Source organism: Hyalangium sp. (assembly GCF_035629615.1).
Taxonomy (GTDB): Bacteria; Myxococcota; Myxococcia; order Myxococcales; family Myxococcaceae; genus Hyalangium.
This window is the reverse complement of record NZ_DASPHO010000791.1, coordinates 1-4,199: the sequence shown is the minus strand read 5'-3', so window position 1 is coordinate 4,199 and position 4,199 is coordinate 1. Positions and strand designations below refer to the sequence as shown.

At 69.4% G+C, this 4,199-nt stretch carries 4 protein-coding genes; 2 read left to right on the top strand and 2 right to left on the bottom strand.

Features of this window, described 5'->3' with window-relative positions; translation table 11 throughout:
• Together VD972_RS39630 and VD972_RS39625 are read right to left on the bottom strand one after the other, a co-directional pair.
• The coding region (locus VD972_RS39630) for an efflux RND transporter periplasmic adaptor subunit (protein WP_324994200.1) at positions 1–903 on the bottom strand (903 nt) is incomplete at its 3' end.
• Positions 904–935: 32 nt separating this feature from the next.
• Positions 936–2,336: a TolC family protein gene (locus VD972_RS39625; protein ID WP_324994198.1), complete on the bottom strand. Its 1,401-nt coding sequence runs from the start codon at positions 2,334–2,336 to the stop codon at positions 936–938.
• A gap of 396 nt (positions 2,337–2,732) precedes the next feature.
• Here VD972_RS39625 and VD972_RS39620 point away from each other — a divergent pair, with 396 nt between their 5' ends.
• Both VD972_RS39620 and VD972_RS39615 read left to right on the top strand, forming a co-directional pair.
• The gene (locus VD972_RS39620) at positions 2,733–3,572 is read left to right on the top strand and encodes an MBL fold metallo-hydrolase (protein ID WP_324994196.1); all 840 of its coding nucleotides are present in this window, start codon (positions 2,733–2,735) and stop codon (positions 3,570–3,572) included.
• An 11-nt stretch (positions 3,573–3,583) separates the two neighbouring features.
• A partial coding sequence (locus VD972_RS39615; protein ID WP_324994194.1) for a GAF domain-containing protein occupies positions 3,584–4,199 on the top strand: 616 nt, incomplete at its 3' end.

The following is a 4,199-nucleotide window of genomic DNA, read 5'->3' as shown; positions in this document are numbered from 1 at the left end:
GGGCGAGCCCTTGGAGGTGTCCACGGGCACGACGACCGAGGCAAAGGATCCCGGCCGCAGCGCCTCGATGTGCTCCGGGGCCACCTCCGCCGTCACCGCCACCATGCGGCTCTGATCGTCTGCCGAGGCCGCCACGTGGGTGATCTTCGCGCTGTACGTGCGGCTGTCCGAGCGCACCGTGAAGCGCGCCGTCAGCCCCGGCTTGAGCTGCCCCACGTCCGACTCGGGCACGCGGAAGCGCAGCAGCAGCGGATCCCGGCGCAGCAGCGTGGCCATCACATAGCCCGGCTGCACGTACTGGCCTGTCTGCACCGTGCGCGTCTGCAGCACCCCATCCATGGGAGCGCGCACATACGCGTCCCGCAGGTTCAGCTGCGCCTGGTCCAGCGCCGCCTTCGCCGCGCTGACCTCGGCTGCAGCGGTGCGCGCTCGTGTCTGGAAGGTCTCCAGCTCCTCCGCGGGCAGCAGGCCCGGGCGCTGCTCGTTCACCGCGGCCCGCCGCTGGGCGCCCGCCTGGGCCTCTGACGCCGAGGCCTGGGCCTTCTCCATGGCGGCCTTCGCCGCGTCCACCGCAAGGCTGTAGCGGGTGGGCTCTATCTCCGCGAGCACCTCACCCTTCTTCACCAGCTGCCCCTCGGTGAAGCCCACGCGCTCCACCACGCCGGCCACGCGCGCGGTGATCTGCACCCGCTCGAAGGCCTCCACGGAGCCCACGGCGTTGACGGCATACTCCACGTCCCGGATCTCGACGGGCGCCAGCTCCACGGGGAACTGCATGGCCCCACGGCCGCCCTGGCCACCGGCGCCTCCTCCCCCTGCCTTGCCAGAAGGAGGACTGCCGCCCGGAGCGCCGCCAGCTTCCTTCGCACCGCACCCCCACCCCAGGGCCACCGCCACGGCCATCACGGCCACCCATCCCATCCCTCTCTTCACGATCACGGCTCCTTCCCTAGAGGATCGAGTCCCAGCGCGGCCCGGAGATCCAGCAGCGCCACGCCCAGGGAGTAGCGAGCCTGGGCCATGGCCACTTCCGCCTCGAACAGGCGCAGGGAGGCGTCCGCCACGGCCAGCGCGGTAGCCAGCCCTTGTCGATAAAGAATCCCCGTCTCCTCTGCATTCTTGCGCGCCTGAGCAGCGGCCAGCTCGCTCTGCCGCAGGGCAGCCTGGGCGTTGCTCAGCTGCACCTGCGCGCGTTGGAGGTCCACGCCCACGCGACGGGTGCGTGCGGTGGTCTCCAGATCCAAGGCCTGGGCCAGCGCCACACGCTCTCGCCGCTCCGCGTACCGCTCGCCACCATCGAAGAGGTTCCACGTCAGATCGAGAGAGAGGAACCCATCTCCCTGGCGCCCGGCGAGGCCTGTCTCGTTGGTCAGGCGATACTGCCCGGTCAGTCCGAGCGTGGGGAACAGGCGGGCCAGGGGCTCGCGGGCGAAGGCCTGCTGCGCCTCGACCTTGAGCTTCGCGGAGAGGATGTCCAGCCGCCGCGTCTGGGCCTCCTGCTCCAGCCCGAGCCCCGCCGGCTGCCCTGCAATCCCTGCTGCCTCGGCCAGCAGTGGCTCGGGTTGGGCCAGCGCTCCCTCCACGGGAGAGACGAGCAGGTAGCCCAGCTCGATGCGGCTCGTGTCGGCGGAGCCCCGGGCCGAGGCGAGCTGCACCTCGGCGGTGGAGACCTCCAGTTCGGCACGAGTCACGTCATTGGTGCTGGCCAGGCCCGCCTCGGCGCGCGCCTTTGCGTCCAGCAGGCTCTGCCGTGCGAACTCGAGCCGCCGCTGGGCCGCCCCGAAGACCTGCTGGTTGCCCAGCGTGGTGAGGAAGGCATCCGCCGCCTCGAAGCCCACCAGCCGGCGAGCCTCCCGGGCATCCAGCTCCGCCGCCTCCCCCTCCAGCCGGGAGGCCCGGTACAGGGGAAAGCCGCGCGCGTCGAACAGCGTCACCCGGGCAGTGGCGTTGGCGCCCAGGGCATTGAACTGCTGGACCACCACCTGCTCGCCGCCGACCTCTCGCACCGACTGGTTCATGCGGCGGGTGTAGGTCCCCGTGACCGTCAGCTCGGGGAAGAAGAAGGCCCGGGCCCGAGCCACGCGCGCGTCCGCGGCCTCGGCGCGCTTCTGGGCTGCCAGTGCCGTCTCGTTGCGATCGGTCGCCAGCCCCACGGCGCGCTCGAGGGTGAGCGGTTCGCCGGTGGCCTGCTCCAGCGGGCGCGCTCCGGGCTCCAGGGCCTGCGTTGCCTGGGGAGCCTTCGCAGCATCATCGGGGGTCTGCGCTGCCGCCTCCGGGGGGCTCAGGGCGAGCCACGCGCACAACGGAGCGGCGAGAAAAGGTCGGGCGGTGAACATGATCGGGGGGAGTCGTACGCGGCGCGAAGAACAGCTCCGAGCGCATATAACGAAGCACGGAGCGCAGGACTATGGAGTTCTTGGGGAGCCAAGCAATGGCCAACGCCCCCGAATCCTCCAGCGCCTCGTTTATTCCGACGTTGGCCCGAGTCCCGCCGACTGCCTGTCAAGAAAGCAGACTTCCAGGCCAGCCAGGATGTTCCGGAATGGCGCGAGCGTCCTGATCCAGCGCGATCCAAAGTGGTGCACTGGGGTGATCCAACCCCTGTCAACTCCCTGTAAATCCAATAGCTTATGCTTTGGCATCATCCCTGCTTTTACGCCTGGACGTCAGCGGTTTACACGAAAACGTCAGCGCGGCCTCACGGTTAGCGGGAATTTCTGAGGAGGAGCACCATGGAAGTCCGGTTCTTCGGAGTTCGGGGCAGCATCGCGGTGTCGGGGTCGCGTATTGGGGGCAACACGGCGTGCGTGGAGGTGACGAGCCAGGGCCACCGGCTCATCCTGGATGCGGGCACGGGCATCCGCGCACTGGGCGAGCAGATGATGAAGGAGGGCCCTCCGCAGAAGGCGACGATGTTCTTCTCGCACCTGCACTGGGATCACGTGCAGGGCTTCCCCTTCTTCACGCCGGCGTACCTGGGCTCCACGGAGCTGACGATGTACGGGCCGGGCGTCAACGGGGAGCAGGAGCTGCAGAGCGTGCTCTCCAAGCAGATGGAGCCGCCCAACTTCCCGGTGCCGCTGTCCATGATGCGCTCGAGGATGACGTTCGGCTCGGCCGTGCACGGCAAGACGGTGGAGACGGGCCCGTTCCGGGTGACGCCCATCAACGTGCCGCACCCGCAGGGGTGCCTGGCGTACCGGGTCGAGGCGGACGGCCACACCTTCGTCTACGCCACGGACGTGGAGCTGTCGCGGGACGAGCTCGTCCCCGACGTGGCGCGGTTCTTCGAGGGCGCGGACGCGCTCTGCCTGGACGCGCAGTACACGCCGGACGAGTACTCGGGGAAGATCGGCATCCCGAAGAAGGGCTGGGGCCACTCCACCATGGTGGACGCGGCTCAGGTGGCCAAGGCGGTGGACGCTCGCCGGCTGCTGCTGTTCCACCACGACCCGGCGCACAACGACGACCTGGTGGAGAACATGGCCGAGGAGGCGCGCAACCACTTCTTCGCAACGGAGCCGGCGCGCGAGGGCAAGCGCATCCTGTTTGAGGCCGCTGCAAACGCGTAAGGAGCGGCGCGATGCTCTACGAATGCTATGGTGGCGGCACGGCCTTCGTTCTGCCGCCATTGCCCTCCATGCCTCAGCCTTCGGACGTCAGCCAGGTACTGCTCTCGGTGGGGGGCCTCGTCGGGCGAGAGATCGACCTTGACGCGTTCCTTCAGACGCTGGTCGATCGCATCGCCGTCACGATGCAGGCTGATCGCGGCACGCTCTGGCTGTTGGATCCGGCCCGCGGCGAGCTGTTCTCTCGCGCGGCGCACCTGCCCGAGGTGTCGCAGATCCGGGTGAAGCTGGGCCAGGGCGTTGCGGGCCACGTGGCGCAGATGGGTGAGCCCGTCAACGTGCCGGAGCCGCGGGGTGAGCGGCTGTTCTTCGCGGACATCGACCGCATGACGGGCTACCGGACCACGAGCCTGCTGGCGGTGCCGTTGCGGGACGGCGAGGGCGCCATCTACGGCGTACTCCAGGTCCTCAACAAGCGCGGGGCCGAGCGCTTCACGGAAGAGGACATCGAGCGGCTGACGGTGATCGCGGGCCAGGTGGGCGCGGCGCTGCAGAGCACCAGCCTCTACCAGGAGCTCAAGCGCGCGAAGGATCAGCCGCAGGCGCCGGTGGGCTACTTCTTCAACCGCA

Bases quoted from the DNA above. Each gene is read 5' to 3' on its own strand.
- VD972_RS39625 (WP_324994198.1), bottom strand. From the start codon at position 2,336: ATGTTCACCGCCCGACCTTTTCTCGCCGCTCCGTTGTGCGCGTGGCTC.
- VD972_RS39620 (WP_324994196.1), top strand. From the start codon at position 2,733: ATGGAAGTCCGGTTCTTCGGAGTTCGGGGCAGCATCGCGGTGTCGGGG.